Raw genomic sequence first — 22,315 nt, 5'->3', positions numbered from 1 at the left:
TTTCCGCATTTATTGAGGCTGCCGCTGCCGCATAAACAGCAAACACCCCTCTTATGAAACCATCATAAAGAGGGGTGTTCTCATTTTCCTTACGCATATCTTACATAAATCTTAAGTTGTGCGGCCTACGGATTCAGCAGGCTGTATACGTCTGTATAAGAAAGATTCTGCGCGTCGGCTACAGCTTTGTAGGTCACATGGCCGCTTAAGACGTTAATGCCTTTCGCCAGCGCAGGGTTGTCCAACGCTGCCTTGGCATAGCCCTTATTGGCAATTTGCAGACCGTACGGCGTAGTTACGTTCGTCAATGCCAATGTCGAGGTGCGTGCTACCGCCCCGGGCATGTTCGCTACGGCATAATGGATGACCCCATGCTTGACGTAGGTCGGCTGATCGTGGGTCGTAATCCGGTCGATCGTCTCAATGGAACCGCCCTGATCCACGGCCACATCGACAATGACAGAGCCCGGAGACATCGTCTTCACCATCTCTTCGCTAACGAGCCTTGGCGTACGCGCTCCCGGAATCAGAACGGCTCCGATCAGAAGATCGGCCTGCTTGACGCTGTCAGCAATGCTGAACGGGTTGGAGACAAGCGTCTTGACCCGGCCCTGGAACTGATCATCCAACTGGCGCAGCCGGTCGAGGTTCAAATCGATAATGCGAACGTCCGCACCGAGGCCAAGAGCAACCTTTGCCGCGTTAACGCCGACCATTCCCCCGCCGATAATCGTTACCTTACCAGGCTCTACGCCAGGCACCCCGCTGAGCAGCACGCCTTTGCCGCCATTGGATTTCTCCAGGAAATGAGAGCCGATCTGTATCGCCATCCGTCCCGCAACCTCACTCATCGGCGACAGGAGGGGCAGTGCGCCTGTATCCAGCTGAATGGTCTCGTAAGCGATAGCAGTCACGCCGCGGCCGGTAAGCTCCTTGGTTAGTGAAGGCTCGGGAGCCAGATGGAGGTAAGCGAACAAAATGAGGCCTTCGCGGAGGTACTGGAACTCCTCGGCTACTGGCTCCTTCACTTTGACGACCATCTCTGCCGACCAAGCGTCGGCCGCCGCGGGCACGATTTTTGCACCTGCGGCCTTATAATCCTCATCCGCGAAACCGACGCTAAGTCCGGCTCCGCTCTCGATCCATACCTCATGCCCAGCCTGAACATAGGACAATACCGAAGCAGGCGTCATGCCGACGCGATGCTCATTGTTCTTGATCTCTTTAGGCACCCCTACAATCATATATACACCATCCTTTATTTTCATATCAGCAAGCGCCGAATGTATAATTACTAAATTATAATGCATAATTACTGACTTTACCTAATTAAAGTTCACAAATGCGCTAAAAGTAGCAAATTCCATGTGTTTATTTGCAAAAAAACCGCTGCCGAGTCCATGGCTATAAAGCCGTCGGCAGCGTGCTTCCCACCTTAATGATTTCATCGATAAAGGCCTGGATCGAGCTCGTAATATGGGAGTCCTTCCGGCGGATAAACACCGTGGTAACCTCGCGGTAAGGGTCCGGCACACGATGGCAGTGGAGTGTTCCCTGTGCGGCCACGTATCCGACAGTAGATTGCGGTACGATCGTCAGCCCGATGCCGGCGGCCACGCTGCCGATAATCGTATCGAACGTGCCGAACTCCATGATTTTCTTCGGAACGATGCCCTCTTCCCTAAGCCAGCTCTCCAATCTCTCGCGATAACTGCAGCCTTTATTGTATAGCAGGAGTGGTTTGGCGGTAATTTCGTCGAGTGAAAATTCCGTTCCCTTGGAGACAATCACCAGCTCCTCCTGGAACACCTCGTACTGCTCAATTAGCGGATGCTGGATAGGCCCCGTCACAAACGCGCCGTCCAGTTTGAAGTCGATCACTTCCTGCAGCAGCTGCTCGGTGACGCCTGCCTTCAGGGACAGGTCGACGTTGGGATAATGCTGCAGGTAAGAGGATAACAGCTCCGGCAGCGCGATGACGGTCTCCACGATGCCGATCTCCAGGATGCCGGATGGTGTGGACGACCCCTGAAATACTTTCCTCATCTCATCAAATCTGGCCAAAATATCGTTCGCATACTCCAGCAGCCGCTTCCCTTCCGTATTGAGAATCATACCCCGGTTATGCCGGTAAAATAGTTCGGTATGCAGCTCACGTTCCAGCAGCTTGATTCTGGCCGTGACATTGGACTGCACATAGCTCAGCTCCTGCGCAGCCTTGCTGATGCTGCCATGCATGGCTACACACTGGAATATCCGCAAGTCATTCAAGTCCATTTCGGTTCTCCTCCATCTGACGCTTCCGTACTTATTCATCCTGATATCATTATAAATGATGGATAAATTGATTTACAATCATTTTACTGATGTCTGTGATTAATCTATCATTTGATATGAAATATTCGTCCGGAAATTGTTAAGGAGAACGATGAAATGAATAAGAAGCAAGTCATCATGGGATCGGCCCTATGTCTTATTGCAAGTATGTCCTGGGGAGCGATGTTCCCCGTCGCGCATGTCGCTTTGCAGAAAATTGATCCGTTCTATTTCTCTTTTATCCGTTATGGCGTCGTTGCCGTTATTCTGTCAGCCCTCTTGTGGATGAAGGAAGGAAAAGCAGCCTTTCGCCTGGAGGGGAAAGGAAAAGCTCTCCTTTTTTACGGCATAATGGCTTTTGTTGTCTATAATATGCTCGTGTTCACGGGGCAGCATCTCATGGGGGATTCGGGCACGATCACCGCCTCATTAATCGAAGTGCTCATGCCGATGATTTCGGTCCTGTTCGTCTGGATTACCGCGAAGGAGAAGCCGCCCGGGTATACCATCATCAGTATGCTCCTATGTTTGGCAGGCGCCGTGCTCGTGATTACCAACGGCAAGCTTGCCTTCTTTGCGGAAGCTGGCAAATCACTGTTCCCGCTGCTGCTTATTCTGCTCGGGGTTACAGGCTGGGTATTGTATTCGATGGGAGGAAGCCGGTTCAAGGACTGGTCAGTTCTGCGGTATTCGACCTTAACCTGTATCTTAGGCAGCATGGTGTCGCTGGTCATCGTATTCCTGGCTACACTGCTTGGCCTGCTGCCCGCACCTTCCCTGCAGACACTGGAGGCCGTTAAATGGGAAATGTCCTTTATGATTCTTCTGCCGGGCATCGCGGCCCTCTTAAGCTGGAACGCAGGACTGAAAATGCTGACGCCGCTGAATGGGATTCTATATATAAACTTTGTTCCAATTACGACCTTGGTCATTATGGCTGTCCAAGGCTACCAGGTCTCGATGTTCGAAATCTTGGGCACGCTGCTCGTCATTTTTGCCATCGTGCGCAACAATCTGGTTCAGCGCAAAATGCAGAAGAAACGAGGACAAGCCGCCGAGTCGAGGGCAACTACCCGCGCTGTCGCGAGCCGGTCCGGCCGCCAGAAAGATTCAAACCTAAACGCCCTCTAACCTTTTGAAGCCTCATTCTTGTCACAAAAAAAGCTCTCCCGAAACCATCAACGCATGGTTTGCAGGGAGAGCCTCTTTCTATTTAAATTGGATAATGCCCGAAGTATGCAGCAGCACCAGGAATACAAGAATCGGCGCGATGTAGCGCAGCATGAACAGCCACACGCGGAACCAGCCAGCACGCAGGCCGGAAGCTTCCGCCGCTCCCTTCCAGAAGTACCCTGCGAAGATCGTAATCGCCAGCCCGCCGATCGGCAGCATGATGTTGGACGTGATGAAGTCCACCCAGTCAAAGAAGGCTTTTCCGCCAAACGTAAGCTCTGGAACCATGCCAAGGGATAACGAGGAAGGCACCCCCAGCAGGAAGAGCAGCAGGATGAGAATCCAGACGGATCGTCTGCGGCTCCAGCCGAAGCGCTCCATCGTATAGGATACAGGAACCTCCAGCAGGGATACGGCCGACGTCAAGGCAGCGATGGCCAGCAGGATGAAGAATAGTCCCCCGAAGAATGCTCCCCACGGCATAGCCGAGAACGCAGCCGGCAGCGCGATAAATACAAGCGACGGCCCCTGATCCGGAGCGATGCCAAACGAGAAGGTCGTCGGGAAAATGATCAGCCCTGCAATAAATGCGTAGATCAAATCGCCCGCGCCAATGGCCAGCGTCGCTGAGCCAAGGGACTGCTCCTTCCGCACATAGGAACCATACGTCAACAAAATACCCATCCCGAGCGACAGGGAGAAGAATGCATGTCCCAGCGCGACCAACGCCGACTCGGCGGTCAATTGGGAGAAATCCGGATTAAGGAAAAAGGATACCCCCGCCTCCGCCCCCGGAAGGGTTACGGCCCGAATCATCAGGACGATCAACAGAACGACAAGACTCGGGATCAGAATTTTATTGAATTTCTCGATGCCGCCGGAAATCCCGAGAATGACCACGCCGCCTGTGATCAGCAGGGCAACGAACTGCCAGAAGATCGGCATATAGCCGGATACAAAATGGGAGAACTGTCCCGCAAAATCCGTATCACTAAACAAATTCCCGCTAAAAGCCGTCACCGCATAATGCAGCGTCCAGCCTGCAACGATGATATAGAACGACAGAATCATAAAGGGAGCAATGACCTGCAGAATGCCAAGCCCCTTCCAGCCAGGCTTACCGCCCACCCTTACGAATGCGGTTGCTGCGCTGCCCCGTCCGCTGCGGCCGATCGCCAGCTCAGCCAGAAGCACGGGCAGCCCTATAACCACTAGGCAGATAATAAATAGCAGGAAAAATGCCGCCCCGCCGTTCTCACCGGTAATGTAAGGGAACTTCCACATATTCCCGAGGCCCACGGAGCTCCCGATCGCGGCCATTATAAACCCGGTAGAAGAAAATCGATCCTTCTTCTGCTCGTTAATATTTCTTTGAACACTCATCATATCGACTCCATCTATCTATAATTATCAAATTATTATATATCATTCTTTCAGTAAGGTCATATCATATATTTCTCCAATAAACATGCTGATCTAAACATTACCATACTTAGGGTGCCGGGAACATGATTCTAACAGCACAATTCTTTTATGGGCAAATTATGAAATTTAGGCTAAAATCTGTCGATATATACCTAAGTAGATTGAATACATATTCGAGAAAGAGGTTACCTGAATGACAATGATTGGGATCGATCTAGGGACCACCCATAGTCTGGTGGCTTATTGGACGGAGGAAGGTCCAAAACTAATACCAAACGTTCACGGAGAGCATCTGACTCCCTCTGTCGTCGGCGTAGACGACAACGGCGAGATCCTGATCGGACAAATCGCCAAGGAACGGCTCATGACCCACCCCGATCTGACCGCTTCGACTTTTAAACGCTATATGGGCACGGAGAAGCTGTACCGGCTGGGCAAATACACCTTTACTCCGGAAGAGCTCTCTTCGTTTGTCATCAAATCGCTCAAGGCCGATGCTGAAGCCCACTTTGGAGAAGAGGTGACCGAGGCCGTCATCAGCGTACCGGCTTACTTCAACGATACCCAGCGGAAAGCGACGAAGCGCGCCGCTGAATTCGCTGGCTTGAAGGTGGAGCGGCTGATCAGCGAGCCAACGGCAGCGGCGATTGCTTACGGCTTGCACCAGGAAGAATCCGAGACCAAATTTCTGGTCTTCGATCTGGGGGGCGGCACCTTTGACGTATCGATCCTTGAATTTTTTGAAGGTGTCATGGAGGTCAAATCGATTGCAGGAGACAACTATTTAGGCGGGGAGGATTTCACAGAACTGCTCGTCTCTTATTTCGTGCAGAAGCATGGCCTCGACTATACCTCCCTGGATCTCAAAGCCCGTTCTGGGCTGTTCAAGCAGGCGGAGCTATGCAAGCGGGCGCTTGGCCAAGATCCGACCGGAACCATGACTTTTACCATTGAGGACGCGACCTACGAAACTACTATCGATCGCAATGAATACGAGAAAATCGCCGCCCAGCTCATGCTGCGCCTGCGCCACCCTATCGAACGCGCGCTGCGGGACGCCGCACTGTCTCCACGGGATATGGATGCGGTCATTCTGATCGGGGGCGCGACCCGGATGCCTGTCATCAAGTCGATCGTAACGAAAATGTTCGGGCGTCTCCCTTTTGCCGGCGTAAATCCCGACGAAACCGTAGCTCTTGGAGCAGCTATTCAAGTCGCGCTCAAGGAGCGGAACGAAAGCCTGAAGGAAGTCGTCCTGACGGACGTATGCCCTTATACGCTGGGCATCGAAACCTCAAAACGAATGGGCGGGGGCAATCAATTCGAGCATGGGCATTTCTCGCCGATTATCGAGCGCAATACGCCAATCCCGGTTAGTAAAGTGGAATCCTACTATACCCTTTATGATCAGCAAAAAATCATTGCCGTAGATATCTATCAAGGAGAAAGCCGTCTAGTCTCCAATAACATCAAGCTGGGAGAGCTGGAAGTCGATATCCCGCCTGACAAGGCCGGAGAGCAATCGATCGATGTGCGGTTTACATACGACATTAACGGAATTTTGGAGGTCGAGGTAACAACGACGAGCACCGGGATGAAGAAGTCAATGATCATTGAGAAAAACCCGGGGCTCCTAACGCCGGAAGACATCGCCCGGCGATTGGATGAATTGAAGGATATTAAAATCCACCCGCGCGAGCGCAGCGAAAACCGACTGCTGCTGGCCAGGGGCGAACGCCTATATGAAGAAGCGCTTGGCGAGAAAAGAGAAGAAATCGCTTTTCTTCTTCTTGAATTCGAGAGGGTGCTTACTTCCCAGAATGAACAAGAGGTGAAGAAGGCTGCTGCGAAGCTCCGAAAACAGCTTGATCATCTGGAGAAGTGGAGTGACTACTTTTGAGCATTTGGGAAATTCTCGGTGTTGAGCAAACCTATGACACTTCCGTCATTCGGCGAGCCTACGCCAAGCAGCTGAAAATTCATCATCCCGAAGATGATCCTCAAGGATACCAGAGGCTGAGGGAGGCCTATGATCGGGCCATGAAGCTGGCGAAACAGCATCAGCAGGAACAAATCCTCTACGAAGAAGATGAGGATGAGGAAAGAGCTGAGGAAGAAGTGGAGCAGGGTGCGGGTTTCTCCTCTTTGGAAAAACCGATTTTCAGCGAGATTCCCCATAACGCAGAGGACGAAGACACACCGGATGACTTAGAGTCCGAAGACGCTCCCGATGACTTAGAGGAAGAGGATCCTCCAGAAAGTATCGAAGAGCCCGATGCAGAGCCCCTCCGCATCTCACGCCTTCCGAAGTGGCATACCCTGAGCCGCGATGAGCAGCCTGAAGAGCATAACGAAGATAACGATCGGGATGACGACGATGATGAGGATCCTCCAGAAAGTATCGAAGAGCCCGACGCGGAGCCCCTCCGCATCCCGCGCCTTCCGAAATGGCATACCCTGAGCCGCGACGAGCAGCCTGAAGAGCATAACGAAGATAACGATCGGGATGACGACGATGATGAGGAAATAGATGAGGATTTTGATGAGGAAATTGATGACGAGTATGATTATGATTTTGATTTTGATGACGGGTATGAAGAATCTGCCTATCCGGTAGATGAATTCATGGCGCAGGTTCATGCATTATATTCGGATTTCGCTGCCCGAATGGACACCCGTCGCTGGCTGGAGCTCCTTGGTTCGGATACGCTGTGGAACATCGATTACCAGCGGGCGGTGGCCGAGAGAATGCTCAATTATTGCGAGCAACATTACTTTTTGCCCAGAGACGTCTGGAGCATCCTTGAAGAACATTTTCGCTGGCGCGAACGGAGCATGGAGGATGAGGATTTTGCCGAGGAATATCCCAAAATAGATACTTATGTCATCATGGATCTGCCCGGACTACATATGGATTACTCGGCCATTCTGCAAGCGCAGGACATGACAGACGAGCGCCGCGAGGAATTTCTCCGTTATCGCGAGGCCGTCGCCATGGCGCTTATCGAGGATGATAGGCGCACCGCCCATGTGAATCTCATTAAGGCGCTCGATATTTTTAAGGACGATAAGGACCTGCTCCGGCTGCAAACCGAGTTCTATCGCCGAACCGGAAATGGCGAGGAAGCCCTCGCTTCCTGCAACGATTATATCCGTCTCGCCTCTGGAGATAGCGAAGCATTCCTGATGAGAGCTCATATGCTGCTGGGCATGAACAGATTCTCCGAAGCGTTAGAAGATGCGCAGCAGGTTCTGGCCCAAATTCCGGAGCATGCCGAGGCTCTCGCCTTGGCAGGACAATGTCAGATGAAGCTGGGGAACATGGATCAAGCCAAAGCGGACTTCAACCAGGCGCTGGCGATAGACGGGGAAGATATTGAGGCTGTTCTTGGCCTGGCCGCGGTTCACCGCCATACTGAGAATGCTCTGCCTTATTTGAAAAGTCCTGCCCGCAAGCAGGCGCGGCGGGAAATCAACATGGAGCTGGGTCGGCTGCCATTACTTAGCCGGTTGAAAAGAGCTGTGGTTCTGCTTTTTTCCCGAAGATGGCCTGTCTTGACGATCATCATTATTCTCCATCTCATCATTAACCAGTCCATCGTCAAGCATACCGGCCAAACGGCCTGGGCTTATGTGCAAACCGTGTTTGCCCCTCCGCAGATCATCACCGTTCATGATGCCGCTGCCATGGATCGTCTCCCACCGGGGACGCATGCCGTGCGAATAAAGCTAACGAATGCCTTATATACAGGGATTCTGGAAATCGAAGACAAGGATGCCAATGGCTCCTCCACATATCGGTACCTGCACGCAGATAAAGCGAGGGAGCTCGGGCTTATGGATCGGTTAAACGGGTATGTCTGCATCGGATATTCGGGAAATGCTTCCGTGATGATCATCAGCAATTACAAGCAGGCCATGGAAGTGTTCAATGACAAGACTGTGGAAATCTCGGGGGAAATGAGGTTATCTCCTCCGCAGGAGCTCCAGCAGGAGATGGACCAGTTAATAGAGTTAAGGCGAATGTCGGACAATTATTTAAGCGATCACCCTCTGTCCGATTATTATATCGTGGCCGACGATACAATCAGGACAACCGTCCCGCCAGACAAGCTGCCGTCCACAGTCATGTACCTGACAGCCCTCCTGATCCTGTTCTACATTCCATTCGTCCAGGAGGCTCGCAGACAATGGAGATACATGCGCTACAACTGATTACAGGGGGGTTCAAAGCCAATGAACATAGATAAGCCGGAGGAACGCAAAGCCTGGATGCCTTACGTGAACACCGTACTCTCCCTTTGCTCCATCGGCCAGGAGGTCGGCTACTTCGTTATGAACCCGAAGATGCAATATCGTATGTGGGGGCGCATGCGCGGCTTCCTGAAGCAGCAGGATATTCATGATAAAGAAAAGCTCGCCGCCACAATCGGGTGGTTCCTAGAGACGGGCCGCCGTTGCGAATATTATCGTGATTATTGCCAGCTCTCCACACTGTCCGCCGCCGAGCGCAGCCGATATATCGAGGCTCTGACAGACGAACATAGGAAGCGCCAGTTCACGGTCGTCAACCGTTATTTATGGAGCCTCTCCACTGGAGGGATCGGAGCGTACGATTACTCATGGACGATGTTGAACTGCTTTGCCGGGAAAGAGGTAGGCTATTTATCGGAAAATGAAATGTGGGCATATATCGGCCAAGTTATTTCTTTGATTAAAGCGGATTTCTCGGACTGGGAGACTTATGTTACCAGCTATGCCGTTGGCCAGCAGTATTTGCTGCAGGACAATCCCTTCAGCTTCGTCAGCAGGAACCGTAAAATTATCATGCAATTGATGAATAGCAACCAAAATCCAATGCTTCACCTTAAGCCGTAATTATTGCCATCGTATACCCTCGATCCATATTAAAGAGCGTCCCTACAGCATAGGGACGCTCTCTTTATGTCTAGCCAGCGTTAAGCGGACTATTGTGTAATTGTAAAATCAAGATTCCCCCTCCGCCGGCCGTCCAATGAGACGATTCCTTCCGGCAGCCACGCCAAATATAAGTACAAGTACGGCTACCCCGATCAGGAAAAACATCGGCAGCCGCCACCCGTGGGTTGCATCGTGTAAGTAGCCCACAAATGTCGGACCTATTGCAGCCAGGAGGTATCCGACCGATTGAGCCATCCCCGACAATTCGGCTGCGTCATAAGCATTGCTCGTTCTTAGACCGAACAGCATCATCGCCAGGCTAAAGGAACTCCCTAAGCTGATGCCGATCATGATTGCCCAGAGCATCGTCAACCGGTCGCTGCCGTACAAAATTCCGCCCATGCCTATAAAGAAAAAAGATACCGTTATGATCATCAAACCGACCTGACTCTTCATGCGCCCGGCGATGATCGGCATAATGAAGGTGATCGGCAGCACGGACAGCTGCATGAATGAGAGCGTCCAGCCTGCTGAATCAGCTGACATGCCTTGGCTCTTCAAGATGTCTGGAAGCCAGGTTACTACGACGTAGAATAACAATGATTGTAATCCCATATACAAAGTGACGTACCAGGCCAGCGCGGATTTCCACACGTTGGTTGGCTTGTCCCGCTGTCCGGAAATATGCGCCTGCTGGCGCTCGCGCCGCAGCTGGGGCGCCCAGAACACGGATGCGATCAAGGCCAGCACGGCCCAAATCGCCAGCGCGCCCTTCCACCCTAGGCCAGCTCCTTCAGCAACAGGTACGCTGACCCCGGATGCGATCGCCCCCGTCAGATTCATGGCTACCGAATATACACCGATCATTAGCCCGGTTCGCAGTGGAAATTTTTCCTTGATCAGACTGGGCATTAGAACGTTGCAGACGGATATGGCCAGCCCGAGAATTACCGTTCCGATCAGCAGCGTCCCGATTCCCCACGACGATCTGATGAGGATGCCGACGCCAAGCAGTATAACGGAAGCGAGGAGAACGAGCGGCATGCCGTAACGGCGGGCCAGCTTGGGGGCTACAGGGGATAACAGCGCAAAGGCGATCAGCGGCAGTGTAGTAATCAATCCTGCCAGCGTATTGGATATCCCCAGGTCGGTACGGATGGTCTCAACCAGGGGACCTACAGAAGTAATAGGGGCTCGCAAATTTGTAGCGAGAAAAATAATACCCAGTACCAGCAGCCATAGCCGGGAGTCCGAGTCCGGATGGATGCGGGAATGAGTTTCTATGGATTTTTTCATTATGGTATGTCCTCCATCTTGGCGCATCTGTTGTTCATGGATGAAATGCGGTATGCCTGGATGCCATTTCTGTATCGTGCGCAAAAATGGGCTCATAGTAATCGCATACATGAATTCCCGTTCAACATTTACGTTCAACGAAACATTATACTACACTTCAGAAGCCTTGTCTGTGCGGCACCATGTTGTTGTGTATCATCAACAAGTCTCCTCTGCCTGGTATGAGCCCTTTCAAGAATAATTATCGGCAGCGGTCCGGTCTTCTGAATGTTGACGTCTACGAGACTGAGCGCGAGCTCGTCGCCGCCTGCGACATCCCCGGCTTGGAGAAGAAGGAAGATGTGCATATCGACATCGACAACAACGTCTGGCGTTACTGCTACCTATAAGAACGGCGGCCTTGAAGTTCGCATGCCGAAGTCATCGGGCGACGCAAGAAGAAAAATCGACGTGCATTTCCATTAAAAAAATGAAGACCCTGCCGGTTTGGCAAGGTCTTCATCATCTAGTTATCTCTTCGTGCTTGATCGAAACGCATCAATTTCCCGCAGCGTTGGCAGCGCGTCGATCGCTCCGGGGCGGCTTGCCGTAAGGGCAGCGGCAGCGTTGGCGAACCTCAGAGCTTCCCCGATGTGTTCGCGGCTTAGCTGCCCCAACTCCTTCAATGGTTGCGGTGCCGACTGCAATTGATACAGCACACCCCCGATGAAAGAGTCTCCGGCTCCGGTCGTATCCGCGACTTCCACACGATTGCCGGGCTCGGACACCTCTAGGCCATTGCGCGAGAACCACGTTGCGCCAGCTGCACCGCGCGTGTAGATGACATGCTGTACATCCCCGACGAACAGCGAGGCGATCGCCTCTTTCTCATCCTCATGACCGGTGATGAAGGACAGCTCCTCGTCGCTGATCTTCACGATATGGCTTAACGGAAGAAACTCATGAATGGCCCGGCGGCATGATTCGGGATCAGGCCACAGGGGCAGCCTGACATTAGGGTCGAAGCTGATGACCGCACCCGCTTGCCTGGCCAGCTCAATCGCTTTTCGATGGGCATATTTCACCGGAGCCTCGATTAAATCGACGGAACAAAAGTGAAGGAGGTCTCCAGCGGTGAACCAGCCGCTGCCAATTTCGTTCTCATGCAGCAGCATATCGGCGCTTGGATTGCGATAGAAGGAGAAATCCCGATCTCCGTCCTCCTTAAGGCTGACGAAGGCCAGCGCAGTATTTGCTTCGCTTGTGCGCAGCACGCGCGATACATCCACTCCGCTAGCGGCCAGCTTCTCGACGAGAAAGTCGCCGAAGGCGTCAGCTCCCAGCTTGCCGATAAACGCCGCATGGCCGCCAAGCTTGGCTACCGCGCACGCCACATTAGCCGGCGCTCCGCCCGCCGCCTTCGTGAAGCTCTCCACTTGCTTCAGCTCTGCTCCCTTTCTGTCAGGAATGAAGTCGATTAAAGCTTCTCCAATCGTATACACTGTCGCCAATTCAAGCGCCCCCTTGTATGTCATACTCTAAACCGGATGAATATCCCATTTTCGCAGCATCGTCACTTTGCTGTCGCCTGTCGAGAACAGCTTAATGCCCCGGGCATCAGCACTTGGATAAATCCGTGCCGTCATCACCACTTCTCCATCCCCAGCGAATACCTCCACCGAGGATTTATCCACGAAAATCCGCAGCGACAGCTTACCCTCCTGAAGAGGCACAGCTGCTTTACGCTGGCCGCCCGGTCCGATGCCTGCCCGCTCCCGATCAAACAGCAGCATTCCTTCTTCCTGTTGATAAGCTATAACCGTCTCTTCTTGACCCGCTTCATCTGTTCGAAGCTTCAGGCCAAATTCCCCAGCGTTCCCGGCTTCGAACTCGACTTGCAGCTCGTAGCTGTCGCCGGAGATCGCTAATTTCCTCTCCCCGCTCAGCTCAATATTCGCCTGCTCATAAGCGTTGCTGCGCCTCGACTCAATCTCTTCCGCGGGGCTGAACAAAATGCGGTCGCCATCCAGCTCCGCAACACGCGGCAAGCTCATCGCGCCTGCCCAATGATGGCCTTGCTGGGTTGGCATTTCCTGCTCCCACATATCCATCCAGCCGATCACGATACGTCTTCCCCGGTCATCCACCGTGGACTGAGGCGCATAGAAGTCGAAGCCATGATCGACCTGAGCGTAACGCTCCAACGCAAAGGTCCCGGCTTCGGAGTCAAATTCGCCCACCATATACATGTTGGAATGAAGATTGTTGTATTGCTCGCCCTGCGCCGGCATACGCTGCGGCGACATCATCAGAACAGCCTTATCCCCCAGCAGGAACAAGTCCGGACATTCCCAGTTGTCGCCGAAGGTACCGTCACTTTTGGCCAATATGTTAACAAATGTCCAGTTCAGCAAGTCCTTGGAGCGGTACAGCAGTACAAGACCGTTGCCCTGTGCATCATTCGAGCCTATAACCATATAGTACTGGTTATTGTACTCCATTACCTTAGGATCGCGGAAGTCCTTACGGCTCACTCCTTCCGGGATTTGATCACGGCCGATGATCGGGTTGCCTTCGTATTTGCGGAAATTCACCCCATCCTCCGAGATCGCCAGTGCCTGAACCTGCTCATAGTCCTGATCCTGGTTCGGACCAGTCACCACATGTCCCGTATACAAAAGAGCAAGCTTGCCCTCTTTGGCAATCGCGCTGCCGGAGAAACAACCGTCACGGTCGTATTCTTCATCCGGTGCTAACGCCACCGGGAGATACCTCCAGTTTACAAGATCCCGGCTGACGGCATGGCCCCAATGCATCGGTCCCCATACCGGTTTATAGGGATAGTGTTGATAGAACAGGTGGTATTCCCCATTATAATGAATAAATCCATTCGGATCATTCATCCAGCCGAACTCGGCCATCAGGTGGTAGTTCAACCGGTAATCGTTCTTCAGCAGATGCTTTGATTCCCTAATGAACTCATTAGCATCATTCAGCGTGTACATCCTCTGAGTAGTCATAGTTCCTCCCATACAAATCCTTTATTTAATAGAACCCTGCATAACCCCTTGAATGATATATCTCTGAGCGAATAGATAGACGAGCATGACCGGTAATATGGTAAGCACCAATCCGGCCATCAAAGGCCCGTAATCCACGGAATACGTCCCATAGAAGCTGAACGTAGACAACGGTAGCGTCCGATTATGCGGAGATACAAGAATAAGGGACGGCAGAAGAAAGTCATTCCAGATCCACAACACATTCAAGATTGAAATGGTCGCGGTTGTCGGCGCCAGCACAGGGAACACGATCCGAAAAAATGTTTGCGTGCGCGTGCAGCCGTCGATCAAAGCCGCCTCCTCCAATTCGGCAGGTACGCCCTTTACGAATCCATGATAGATGAACACCGCCAGCGGGCTGCCAAATCCTAAATACATGTAGATGAGAGCCCACTTGTTGTCCAGCATGTTTAGCGTTCCATATATTTTGACCAGTGGAATCATAATCGCCTGGAAGGGAATAATCATCGCAGCAACCATCATCATAAAGGTATACTGATTAAATTTAGTCTGATTGCGCACGAAGTAATGCGCCGTCATCGCGGCAAACAGCGAAATTAACGCTACACCTAGAACCGTTACGGTCAGCGAGTTCAAGAACGAAGCGGTATAACTCATTTTCTCGAATGCATTGCGATAGTTCGTCCAATCCAGGCTCGGCGGCAGGGATAGCGGATTTGAGGTAATCGCAGTATTGGCCTTGAACGAGTTAATTAGTAGAAAGATAAATGGAAAAATAAATAGTGCGAGCACTAGAGCTAGCCCAACCGTTTTCAACCATACTCCAGCGAATCCTTTACGAGCCGTGTCCATTATGCCTCTACCTCCATCTTCTTCCCAAAATACACCTGAAGCAGCGTAATCACTGCGACCAGAAGGAAGAGCACTAACGCCTCCGCTTGTCCTAGGCCGTAATCACGGGAGAGGAACGCTTTTTCATAGACATGCATTGACACCATTTCCGTGCTCTTGAAGGGGCCGCCCTTTGTCAGCGACAGGTTGACATCATAGACCATAAAGCCGCGCTGCAGCGTCAAAAATATACAAACGATAAACGAAGGAACCATCAGCGGCAAAGTCATCGTCCGCAGCTTCGTCCAGCCATTGGCGCCATCGATGCTCGCTGCCTCCAATATATCGTTAGGCACGCTCATGAGCCCAGCGATATAAATGACCATCATATACCCGGCGTACTGCCAAATGGTCACAATGATGAGAGCCCAGAAGGCTTTCTGCGGGTCAGCCAGCCAAGATGTGCTGAATAGCGGAATTCCCGCCTTCTCTCCTATGAATACCAGAACATTTGAGAAAATAAACTGCCAGATCAGACCGAGCACGATGCCGCCGACCAGATTCGGGATGAAGAACCCGGCCCGGAATATATTCTGGCCCTTCAATCCTCTCGTTAGTCCGAAGGCTAATAGAAAGGCAACGGCGTTGACCAGGATGACGGTAAACAATACATATTTCAGCGTCAATCCGAAGGACTTCCAGAAGACCTCGTCTTGAAACACTTTTCCATAATTCTCGAACCCTACTAGCGTATGTGTCGTCGCGATGCCGTCCCAATTCGTGAAGGTCAGATAAATACCATAAATAAATGGAACGATCATTACGGTAAGAAAAGCGAATAAGGTCGGACCGGTAAACAGCAATCTCGTCCGAAGCCGTGGCCACCATTCCTTTTCTTTGATCATAACGATTCCTCTTTTCCTCTGTCATTGTGAAGAAAGCGATGGGTAAGATACACGATGTGCTCTTACCCATCACTATCAACTTGTCATCTGATGTAAATAGATTATTTCACGCTTGTCCAATACTCTTCGATTTCTTTAATCAATGTAGCCCGATCGCCGGAATCGTTTAAATATTTCTGCATCGAAGCACCGACCTTGGCCCAGTGATCCGCGGGAAGAGTACTCATGGACTCTTGGGATTTGCCTCTGGCAATGTAGTCCTGAATAGACTGGCCGAGCGGATCAGCGGCTGGAATCGTGATATTCTTAAACGCTGGAATAATGCTTGCTTGGTTGACTAGGAAGTCCTGGCCTTTCTCCTCGTACACGATCCAATTCAGGAATTTCTTCGCGGCTTCCTGCTGTTCAGGCGTACTCTTCTCTTTGTCTACAATGATCCGCTTGGAAACCGCCGATGAAATCTCCTGGTTGCCGTAATCTTCCGGGTTGTTGCTGACCGGTACGGGCAGGAAGCCGTAAGCTCCGCTTGCGGTGTCGAAATCTTGAATTTGCGGCCATGCCCAGTTGCCTTGGAACCAAATGCCCACCTCGCCTTTGCCGAGCACTTCAGGGCCGCGCTCATATACACCCGCTAATGGAGACTTCTTGTCGATATTGTATTGTTTCATCATATCGAATGTATCCAACAGACCATTCAGTACGGCATTACCCGATAAGTCTTCTGTGCCGGCCTTCAGTGAATCCATGAATTGGTTTACTTCGGCCATGTCCTTGTTCTGTCCGGCATAAGCCAAAGGCAGGAAGTGGGCGCCGAGCGACCAATCCATTGGAGAGATGATCAGCGCCTTTTTGCCGGACGCTTCAATCTGCTTAAACAAGTTTTCCAGATCATCTCTGGTCTTCACCGTAGACGGATCGAAGCTGCCGCCCGCCGCTTCATCAAGAACGGCTTTGTTGTAAATGAAGCCATAACCTTCGATCGCTAGCGGGAAGCCATAATTCTTGCCATCGAATGTCGTCAGGTTCGTCGCATTCTCGACGGCATCCGCATTCCACTTCTCCTCGCTCAAATCAAGAATCCGATCCTTAAACTTCTCTACATCCCCTGTATCGAGCATCATCATCGTTGGCGGATTTCCCGAGGCATACAAAGTGGAAGCCCGCTCGAATGGAGAGGTGCCTGCCGGAGCAGCCATGATTTCCAGGGTGATATCCGGATTATCCTCGTGGAACGCCTTTGCTGCTTCTTCAAGCTGAGTCTGGATTTCACCTTTTGAGTTCAGTAGAGAGATTTTAACGGCTTTGCCCGACGCGTTAGCTCCGTTATTGCCTGTCTCACCACTGCCGGAATTGCCGCCGCTCCCCCCACAGGCCGACACAATCATTGCCAAAAGTACAAAAATTACTGTCACGCTCAACCCATTCCATCGTTTCATTGCTTTCCCCCCGTTAATTAAGTTACTGGAAACTAATGGTTCATGTTTGGTGTGGCAAGCGCTTGAATCACTTGCCGTAATGTAATCGCTTGCAGCATGCTTGCAATTAAGATTGTATGTCAAACCTTTAACATATGTCAATCGTTTGACATAAATTTATAGAAAATGATCTGATTTTGTCGAATGGTCCGTTCGTGTTGATGATGCCACAAAAAAACGCATCCATTTGATGATGCCAAATGAACGCGTTTATTACATCGAATATTATGCTGTTCCTCGAACAATTAATTCCACGGGCAGTGAATTGGCGATCTCCACTGGCTCCCCTTCTACCTGACTGCTAAGCACTTCTACCGCCATCCTTCCGAACTCGTCAATCGGCTGACGGATGGTAGTCAGCTCCGGCGTAAACCAGCGGGCTGCGTTCACATCGTCGTAGCCGATAATTTTGACATCCTCTGGCACCCGTTTGCCTGCAAATTCGCATTCTTTTATCGCGAATGCCCCGATAATGTCGCTTGTCGCGAAAATTCCATCAATCTCGGGATTGGCGGTTAACAGCTCCCGCAGCAGCTGCTCATACCTAGCTTGGTCAAATACGTTCATATCCGTCTGAATAATAAGATGCTCCACACCATGCCGCTGAACAACATCCCTGAATGCATCCGTCCTGCGATTTGCCAGCAAATCGAGCTGTAAATTACCGCATATATGGGCAATCTTGCGGCAGCCCTGGCTGATAAGCCTTTCCGTCGCCAGCCTGCCTCCTTCATAGTTATCCGAGCTGATGTAAGGAATATCCTCCCCGATCTGGCGGTCAAACGTAACGATCGGCGAGCGGAGATTGCGGTATTCATCAACCTCCAGCGTATGGCTTCCCATAATGATGCCGTCCACCCGGTTGCGGCGCAGCATTTCAATATAGTCCCGTTCCTTGACGGGATCAAGCTGAGAATTGCACAGCAGCACTTTATAACCCTTCAGATAAGCATAATATTCTATGCGATCCGCTAATTCGCTAAAGAACGGATGAGATACGCTGGGCACAATCAGGCCTAGAATATTCGACTGCTTGCGAAGCAAAGAGCGTGCGATCTCATTCGGCTGGTATCCCAGCTCATCCATGGCCGCAAATACTTTGCTGCGGGTAGTTTCGCTAATATATCCCCTGTTATTCATCACGCGGGATACCGTCGTTACCGATACCCCCGCCCTTAGTGCTACATCATGAATCGTTGCCATGATCTTCCTCTTTCATCTAACCGTATTTGTCTATACTCCACTATAACCGAAGGGTTAAGCGCGGACAAGAAATCCAGGCCAACCAGCCCTGTTTCATTATGAAACAGGGCTGGTTTAAGGTATGCCTTCTACGCTTCCCTCCGCCAATATAAGCAGAACTTATTTCAACAACGAAGATACGGAATCCGCATCAATTTTCTTATTTTTGTTTCTGTACATCATGTACACAGCAATGGTGCCGAGGATCAGTAGAACAATAGACAGCGCGCTTCCCTCTAGGCCAAAGCCCCCTCCCGACAGCCAGGCCGGACCTTGGTCAACCGTATGAAGCAAAGAGTAATCCCGCGTCGTCCCCGAGACATTGAAGCCATATATGTAGCCCTGAAAATAGTTCCAGGTCAAGTGCAGGCCAATTGGCCACCACAATCCTCCGGTAACCTCGCGAGCCACCGCCATAATGACGCCAGCCATGATCAAGTTGATGACCGGTAGCGGAGAGCTGAACATGCCCGGATTAAGGCTATGTAGAAGCGCAAACAGAACAGAGCTCACTACGATGGCAGTCGTGCTTCCGTAATGATGGCGCAGCAGTCCCTGAACATATCCGCGGGAGTATATTTCCTCGGATACCGCGACGCCAACGAACAGGAGAACTCCCTTAAGCATAGGAACCAGCATTTCCTGATCCCATTCGGCCCATTGCCAGGAAACCCCGCCGAAAGCCCAAACCAAAACAGCAGAGGCTGAAATAAGAATGATGCCGGCCACGGCGCCATGCAGAGCATACGCTGCTCCCCGCCGCTGCCTGAGCCCGATTGCCCATCCCTTCTTCCGTTCAAAGAACGCATACATCGCATAAGAGCTCGCTATAAACAAAATCATTTGCAAATACTGGACCAGCAGGCTCTCCCCGATCGAGGCCTCCAGCTCAGCCAGATTCATCCCTCTAGCTACGCCTATGGCTGCAAAAATAAAAGAGACGATGATCATAACAACCATGACCATGACGAAGCTTAATGCAATCTTGCCTGCTACAGAGGCATGAGTTTTCATAAGCACCTTCCTTAGGGCAGGCAATCGTCCCGATTGCCTGCAATTTTTTTTCGTTATCACTATATCCTTGGGTGCTTTATGCTGTCAATCCAAATTATGGGCGACCAGATGCGACATATACTCGAAGGCTGTCGTCCCGTAAATGTTCTTGAAGTGCCTGTTCAAATGGGCTAAATCCACAAATCCGCACTCGCTTACCGCCAAGTAAATATCCTTGCTCTTCTCAATTAGCTGCTTGGCGCGCTCTACCTTACAGTTCAAATAATATTGATACGGTGACGTTCCCGTATTCGCCTTGAACGCGCGGATGAACTGATATTTCGACATTCCAAACAACATGCTGACGTCATCCAGCTTCAATACCTGAGTCACATTGCCCTGAATCACTTCCTTAGCCTTGCGGGCAAATGCATGATCCTGACGGTCCGCCGTCCGCATCTCCACCTCGGAAAAATGCCCTGCCAGCCCCAGCAGCAATTCATGGCAAAGCGCCTCCGGCCTGCCGCTAAAAATCGCGTTCGTCAAATTCAGAATGCTTTGGCGCAATCCGGCATGATAGACGATCGGTGTATCGAACAGGACAACCTCCTTTTGTCCCAGCAAGTCCAGAAAAAGCTTGGGATGAATATAAACCATCACATAATCAATCCCCGATCTTTCCTGTGACCGCCCGTCATGATTCTGCTCCGGGTTGAACAGCATCACGCCGTTCCGGTGAGAGGATTGCAGGCTGCCGTCCAGATGGTATTCCTGAATGCCGCGCAAGGTGACGCCAAGGGCATACTCCTCATGGCTATGCTTCTTATATTGAAAATCGGCAATGCTGGCCGATAATACGGTGATCCCCGCCGATTGCCTGTATATGAACCGTTCCACTTCCTTCACCCCTTTGCAAACTCAGCGATCCCGGACACCAGAAACGCGGAGTAAACTAGAAACAAAGCCGTAATAATGTTCGCTGCCTTCTGATATTTTTGCATAAATTTTCTGAAAAGAGTACCGAACACCGCCCAGGTCACATAAGCTGCTAAACCGATAAGCGATACGATCACGACAAATGCGGACAACATCAGCTTCGACGTGTAATAAGGCATCACATAAGCCGGAATCACGGTCAGCGTAAACAGGACGACCTTCGGGTTGGCGAACTGCATCGCGAAGCCGGAGGCAATTGTTATGGCCTGACCAGCTGATTCCTTGGATACATCCATTCTATAGATCTGGTAAGCGAGATAGAGCATAAATATGCTGCCGACTACCCGCACCACGGACAAAAACGGCGGCAAGCTCGCTGCCAGCACATGGTTCAGTATAACAGACGCCGCAACTAGCAGGAAAAAAGCGAGAGAGGCCCCGGCGATATATTTCATCGTTTTTCTCGTCCCATAGTGATTAACCGCAGCCAGGATAAGAATATTGGTTGGCCCGGGCGTAAACGTCACGATAACACAGTAAATCAGAAATGAGGTCATGTTCATTAAGCACTGCTCCTTAGCTCCTTCACAAGGGAAATTACCTTGCATTATAGAGCTGCATGTGACGTCAGGCATAGTATATTATTGCACCCCCGCTTCATGATTTGACGGGATTTCCTGTTGCCAAACCGAGTTTAATCGTGTACGATTGAATCGTGTACGACTAAATTAAGGAGGTTTCACCGTGAATACCGTGTATGATTTCCAGGTTACAATGACCAATGGGGAGCAGAAATCGCTCCAAGATTATAAGGGACAGCCTTTAATCATCGTGAACACGGCCAGCAAATGCGGGTTTACCCCTCAATTCGGCGGACTCCAAGAGTTATATCGTAAATACAAGGATCAGGGATTGGTCATTCTGGGCTTCCCCAGCGATCAGTTCAACAACCAGGAGTACGATAACATTGAAGAAACCACGCAGTTCTGCCAGATCAATTACGGCGTTACCTTTCCGATTTTCGCCAAAATCGACGTTAACGGAAAGCACGAGGATGCGTTATTCACATTCCTGAAGGAGCAGCAGAAGGGCCTGCTGTCCAGCAAGATCAAATGGAATTTCACCAAATTCCTCGTTGATCGCGAGGGGAATGTCGTGAAAAGATACGGCCCAACGACCCCGCCAAGCAAAATCGAAGAGGATTTAATCCCTTTGCTGTAATTCATTCGAGACATTGCATGAACATACAACCTACGGATGAACAAGGTGAACATTGTGGAAGATTTTTTGACGCTCAAGAAACAGCTCTGCTTCGCAGTATACGAAACCGCCAGTGAATTCAACAAGCTCTATGCCGGAGTGCTCCAGCCCTTCGGGCTGACCTACCCTCAGTATTTAGTGCTGCTCGCGCTATGGGAGAGGGACGGGATCACCGTCAAGGAGCTAGGGGAGAAGCTTGATCTGGGCACCGGCACATTAACTCCTATGCTTGCTCGAATGGAAGCCAACGGCTGGCTGCAGAAGCGGCGCTCCCAGGTGGATGAGAGAAAGGTATTTATTCATCTTCAGCCCAAAGCCTTCGAGGAGAAGGCGCATATTACACTGGGGATCAGCGAGGAAATTCGTGCCTGCCAAATCGGACGGGAGGAATATGAGCAGTTGCTGCAGCAGTTGAACGATCTGCACCAGAAGCTGAAGGAACGCAATTCATAAAATTGCGAGTGGAAATTGAAACAGACGCCAACCCTGCGGTTAGCGTCTTTTTGCATACCATGAAAGTCCACAGGATTTACCCCGCTGC

19 protein-coding genes and 1 pseudogene are annotated in these 22,315 nt (G+C 51.2%); 7 read left to right on the top strand and 13 right to left on the bottom strand.

Features of this window, described 5'->3' with window-relative positions; genetic code table 11:
- Positions 1 to 125: 125 nt before the first annotated feature.
- Positions 126 to 1,244 carry an alanine dehydrogenase gene (ald, locus tag MKX50_RS01855; protein ID WP_213590805.1) on the bottom strand — a complete coding sequence of 373 codons (1,119 nt, stop codon included), beginning with the start codon at positions 1,242 to 1,244 and terminating at the stop codon, positions 126 to 128.
- A 160-nt stretch (positions 1,245 to 1,404) separates the two neighbouring features.
- Positions 1,405 to 2,277 (bottom strand): LysR family transcriptional regulator, encoded by an 873-nt coding sequence (locus MKX50_RS01850; protein ID WP_339158258.1) that lies wholly within the window; start codon positions 2,275 to 2,277, stop codon positions 1,405 to 1,407.
- Between the two features lie 156 nt (positions 2,278 to 2,433).
- Here MKX50_RS01850 and MKX50_RS01845 point away from each other — a divergent pair, with 156 nt between their 5' ends.
- The gene (locus MKX50_RS01845) at positions 2,434 to 3,447 is read left to right on the top strand and encodes a DMT family transporter (RefSeq protein ID WP_339158257.1); all 1,014 of its coding nucleotides are present in this window, start codon (positions 2,434 to 2,436) and stop codon (positions 3,445 to 3,447) included.
- Between the two features lie 78 nt (positions 3,448 to 3,525).
- On the opposite strand, the gene MKX50_RS01840 is transcribed toward MKX50_RS01845, so the two are convergent.
- On the bottom strand, positions 3,526 to 4,872 hold the full coding sequence (locus MKX50_RS01840; RefSeq protein WP_213590802.1) for a sodium-dependent transporter: 1,347 nt from the start codon (positions 4,870 to 4,872) through the stop codon (positions 3,526 to 3,528).
- 235 nt (positions 4,873 to 5,107) lie between these two features.
- On the opposite strand from MKX50_RS01840, the gene MKX50_RS01835 reads away from it, so the two are divergent.
- The 3 genes from MKX50_RS01835 to MKX50_RS01825 are packed head-to-tail and all read left to right on the top strand — an operon-like array spanning position 5,108 to position 9,792.
- Positions 5,108 to 6,814, top strand: coding sequence for a molecular chaperone HscC (locus MKX50_RS01835; protein WP_213590801.1), 1,707 nt, complete (start codon positions 5,108 to 5,110; stop codon positions 6,812 to 6,814).
- Positions 6,811 to 9,129, top strand: coding sequence for a tetratricopeptide repeat protein (locus tag MKX50_RS01830; protein WP_339158256.1), 2,319 nt, complete (start codon positions 6,811 to 6,813; stop codon positions 9,127 to 9,129). The genes MKX50_RS01835 and MKX50_RS01830 overlap by 4 nt, the downstream gene beginning before the upstream one ends.
- Before the next feature lie 21 nt (positions 9,130 to 9,150).
- Complete coding sequence (locus MKX50_RS01825; RefSeq protein WP_339158255.1) at positions 9,151 to 9,792, top strand: DUF1266 domain-containing protein; 642 nt, start codon at positions 9,151 to 9,153, stop codon at positions 9,790 to 9,792.
- A gap of 108 nt (positions 9,793 to 9,900) precedes the next feature.
- Here the strand turns inward: MKX50_RS01825 and MKX50_RS01820 are convergent, their stop codons facing one another.
- Positions 9,901 to 11,130 (bottom strand): MFS transporter, encoded by a 1,230-nt coding sequence (locus tag MKX50_RS01820; protein ID WP_339158253.1) that lies wholly within the window; start codon positions 11,128 to 11,130, stop codon positions 9,901 to 9,903.
- A gap of 221 nt (positions 11,131 to 11,351) precedes the next feature.
- Between MKX50_RS01820 and MKX50_RS01815 the strand changes: the two are divergent.
- Positions 11,352 to 11,595 (top strand): annotated as a pseudogene (locus MKX50_RS01815) (hypothetical protein).
- 44 nt (positions 11,596 to 11,639) lie between these two features.
- Here MKX50_RS01815 and MKX50_RS01810 read toward each other — a convergent pair.
- The 9 genes from MKX50_RS01810 to MKX50_RS01770 form a co-directional block, all read right to left on the bottom strand.
- Positions 11,640 to 12,620 carry a carbohydrate kinase gene (locus MKX50_RS01810; protein ID WP_213590797.1) on the bottom strand — a complete coding sequence of 327 codons (981 nt, stop codon included), beginning with the start codon at positions 12,618 to 12,620 and terminating at the stop codon, positions 11,640 to 11,642.
- A gap of 27 nt (positions 12,621 to 12,647) precedes the next feature.
- The gene (locus MKX50_RS01805) at positions 12,648 to 14,114 is read right to left on the bottom strand and encodes a glycoside hydrolase family 32 protein (protein WP_213591079.1); all 1,467 of its coding nucleotides are present in this window, start codon (positions 14,112 to 14,114) and stop codon (positions 12,648 to 12,650) included.
- Positions 14,115 to 14,150: 36 nt separating this feature from the next.
- Positions 14,151 to 14,984 carry a carbohydrate ABC transporter permease gene (locus MKX50_RS01800; RefSeq protein WP_213590796.1) on the bottom strand — a complete coding sequence of 278 codons (834 nt, stop codon included), beginning with the start codon at positions 14,982 to 14,984 and terminating at the stop codon, positions 14,151 to 14,153.
- A complete protein-coding gene (locus MKX50_RS01795) occupies positions 14,984 to 15,868 on the bottom strand; it encodes a sugar ABC transporter permease (RefSeq protein ID WP_155611591.1) in 885 nt (294 codons plus the stop codon). The genes MKX50_RS01800 and MKX50_RS01795 overlap by 1 nt, the downstream gene beginning before the upstream one ends.
- Before the next feature lie 101 nt (positions 15,869 to 15,969).
- Entirely contained in the window at positions 15,970 to 17,304 is a 1,335-nt protein-coding gene (locus MKX50_RS01790; RefSeq protein ID WP_213590795.1) for an ABC transporter substrate-binding protein, read from the bottom strand.
- Between the two features lie 264 nt (positions 17,305 to 17,568).
- A complete protein-coding gene (locus MKX50_RS01785) occupies positions 17,569 to 18,546 on the bottom strand; it encodes a LacI family DNA-binding transcriptional regulator (RefSeq protein ID WP_213590794.1) in 978 nt (325 codons plus the stop codon).
- 159 nt (positions 18,547 to 18,705) lie between these two features.
- On the bottom strand, positions 18,706 to 19,599 hold the full coding sequence (locus tag MKX50_RS01780; protein ID WP_213590793.1) for a CPBP family intramembrane glutamic endopeptidase: 894 nt from the start codon (positions 19,597 to 19,599) through the stop codon (positions 18,706 to 18,708).
- A gap of 84 nt (positions 19,600 to 19,683) precedes the next feature.
- Complete coding sequence (locus MKX50_RS01775; protein WP_213590792.1) at positions 19,684 to 20,475, bottom strand: AraC family transcriptional regulator; 792 nt, start codon at positions 20,473 to 20,475, stop codon at positions 19,684 to 19,686.
- A gap of 5 nt (positions 20,476 to 20,480) precedes the next feature.
- On the bottom strand, positions 20,481 to 21,077 hold the full coding sequence (locus MKX50_RS01770) for a LysE family transporter (RefSeq protein WP_339158252.1): 597 nt from the start codon (positions 21,075 to 21,077) through the stop codon (positions 20,481 to 20,483).
- 181 nt (positions 21,078 to 21,258) lie between these two features.
- Here MKX50_RS01770 and MKX50_RS01765 point away from each other — a divergent pair, with 181 nt between their 5' ends.
- Entirely contained in the window at positions 21,259 to 21,735 is a 477-nt protein-coding gene (locus MKX50_RS01765; protein ID WP_213590790.1) for a glutathione peroxidase, read from the top strand.
- 51 nt (positions 21,736 to 21,786) lie between these two features.
- Positions 21,787 to 22,227 (top strand): MarR family transcriptional regulator, encoded by a 441-nt coding sequence (locus MKX50_RS01760; protein WP_213591077.1) that lies wholly within the window; start codon positions 21,787 to 21,789, stop codon positions 22,225 to 22,227.
- Positions 22,228 to 22,315 lie beyond the last annotated feature (88 nt).

The organism is Paenibacillus sp. FSL W8-0186 (genome assembly GCF_037969765.1).
Classification (GTDB): domain Bacteria; phylum Bacillota; class Bacilli; order Paenibacillales; family Paenibacillaceae; genus Fontibacillus; species Fontibacillus woosongensis.
Note: the sequence above shows the minus strand (reverse complement) of the source record. Positions and strands in the feature narration are given on the sequence as shown.

What these genes read in the sequence shown, in the direction of transcription:
- ald (WP_213590805.1), bottom strand. Translation starts at nt 1,244, where the DNA reads ATGATTGTAGGGGTGCCTAAAGAGATCAAGAACAATGAGCATCGCGTC.
- MKX50_RS01850 (WP_339158258.1), bottom strand. Translation starts at nt 2,277, where the DNA reads ATGGACTTGAATGACTTGCGGATATTCCAGTGTGTAGCCATGCATGGC.
- MKX50_RS01845 (WP_339158257.1), top strand. Translation starts at nt 2,434, where the DNA reads ATGAATAAGAAGCAAGTCATCATGGGATCGGCCCTATGTCTTATTGCA.
- MKX50_RS01840 (WP_213590802.1), bottom strand. Translation starts at nt 4,872, where the DNA reads ATGAGTGTTCAAAGAAATATTAACGAGCAGAAGAAGGATCGATTTTCT.
- MKX50_RS01835 (WP_213590801.1), top strand. Translation starts at nt 5,108, where the DNA reads ATGACAATGATTGGGATCGATCTAGGGACCACCCATAGTCTGGTGGCT.
- MKX50_RS01825 (WP_339158255.1), top strand. Translation starts at nt 9,151, where the DNA reads ATGAACATAGATAAGCCGGAGGAACGCAAAGCCTGGATGCCTTACGTG.
- MKX50_RS01820 (WP_339158253.1), bottom strand. Translation starts at nt 11,130, where the DNA reads ATGAAAAAATCCATAGAAACTCATTCCCGCATCCATCCGGACTCGGAC.
- MKX50_RS01805 (WP_213591079.1), bottom strand. Translation starts at nt 14,114, where the DNA reads ATGTACACGCTGAATGATGCTAATGAGTTCATTAGGGAATCAAAGCAT.
- MKX50_RS01800 (WP_213590796.1), bottom strand. Translation starts at nt 14,984, where the DNA reads ATGGACACGGCTCGTAAAGGATTCGCTGGAGTATGGTTGAAAACGGTT.
- MKX50_RS01795 (WP_155611591.1), bottom strand. Translation starts at nt 15,868, where the DNA reads ATGATCAAAGAAAAGGAATGGTGGCCACGGCTTCGGACGAGATTGCTG.
- MKX50_RS01790 (WP_213590795.1), bottom strand. Translation starts at nt 17,304, where the DNA reads ATGAAACGATGGAATGGGTTGAGCGTGACAGTAATTTTTGTACTTTTG.
- MKX50_RS01785 (WP_213590794.1), bottom strand. Translation starts at nt 18,546, where the DNA reads ATGGCAACGATTCATGATGTAGCACTAAGGGCGGGGGTATCGGTAACG.
- MKX50_RS01780 (WP_213590793.1), bottom strand. Translation starts at nt 19,599, where the DNA reads ATGAAAACTCATGCCTCTGTAGCAGGCAAGATTGCATTAAGCTTCGTC.
- MKX50_RS01770 (WP_339158252.1), bottom strand. Translation starts at nt 21,077, where the DNA reads ATGAACATGACCTCATTTCTGATTTACTGTGTTATCGTGACGTTTACG.